Source organism: Gammaproteobacteria bacterium, assembly GCA_003696665.1.
Lineage (GTDB): Bacteria > Pseudomonadota > Gammaproteobacteria > Enterobacterales.
Genome location: RFGJ01000160.1, coordinates 1 through 1263, shown reverse-complemented (window position 1 = coordinate 1263; position 1263 = coordinate 1). Strand labels below are relative to the sequence as shown.

Sequence of the window (1263 nt, the reverse complement as noted above, 5' to 3'; positions counted from 1 at the left end):
ACCCGCCGACAACGTGGCCGACACGGTTTCACTGCCAGCATTGGAACTGTCCCCCTTGGCAACCAATTGTCCTTTATAAAAGATATACACATCTGGGTCACTCCCCGCCGGCCCCGTGACCGAGATCTGATAGGTGCCAGTGGACGAGACATCAAGACGCGCAAAACGTCGTACAGACAGCTTGTTGTACGCCCCTGTGTTACTCGACTTAAACGCATTGGTACTGCACAAAGTGGTCGCTGTGCCAATGACGAGCGGAGTATAAACAGGCAACACATCTTGTGTATTGCCTGCATCATTCGTCTCTCCCGTGCCCCACTCATCGCTACCAAAAACGCCCCGGTCATTCAGCAAGGCCGTAATCGCCGACGCCGCAGCACTTTGTTCGGCTTTTAGCGCTGACGCAAAGCTGAAAATGGACGTCAGCGCCAAGGTGTCTTTTTGTGCTCCTCTCATCACCTGATAGATCGGGGCAAACCCAAGGCTCACATTATCCGCGCCATCGTCGGCATCGTCATAGAAATCCCACAACAATGCCTGCACCGTCGATTCACTAAACCATCCCGGCTGCGTCCCGCCATCATCCGTTTCAACATTAAAGTGAAAGCCCGACGATTGCTGATTGCCCATGGTATCAAAGTAGACCGGATCATCAGTGGCAATGGCCGACCAGCCATTGCCCCATCCTTCGCCAAAGGCCACTCGAGGATCTAATCGGTCATTACCACCATGGGCGCCACCGATAGAGTCGGATCTGGACATCACATCCTCAAAGTAGTGTCCCCATTCATGAATGATCACATGATTGTCATATTCATCGGTGTCGCTATTCTCATGCCCAAGAATAAACAGCTCCTGCGAGGCGCTGTTGTAGTGAGAAGTCCCAATCTGACCTTGGGTCACGTCTCCATTTGACGCCACGTTATTGACACTCCAGTTCATCTTAAGCGGTGGGAGCACCACATTGGGGTCGGCGGTCAAAATTTTCTGTATCGCGATGTACGCATCATACAATACCGCAAACGGCGCGGCCTCACGGGGGCTCGTGTAACCTGAGCCACCCCAGCCCGAGCTGGCATGCAGATTTTGGACTGCCCCACTTCCCGAATTAAAGACTTTACTGTCCAACACATACAGCGCCTGTCCATTGGTATTGTCCACCACCCGAACATCCCATGCCGGCGTACCGGTTTGCACCATTTCTGCCTTGACACGAATGAACATGTCCGTGCTGGCTGGAACCATCAGCGAATAATTGCCGTT

At 53.0% G+C, this 1263-nt stretch carries 1 protein-coding gene; it reads right to left on the bottom strand.

All coding sequences use genetic code 11. The features are described from left to right. Positions 1-1263 (bottom strand): hypothetical protein (locus tag D6694_04850; GenBank protein RMH45374.1); only part of this gene is annotated, 1263 nt, incomplete at both ends.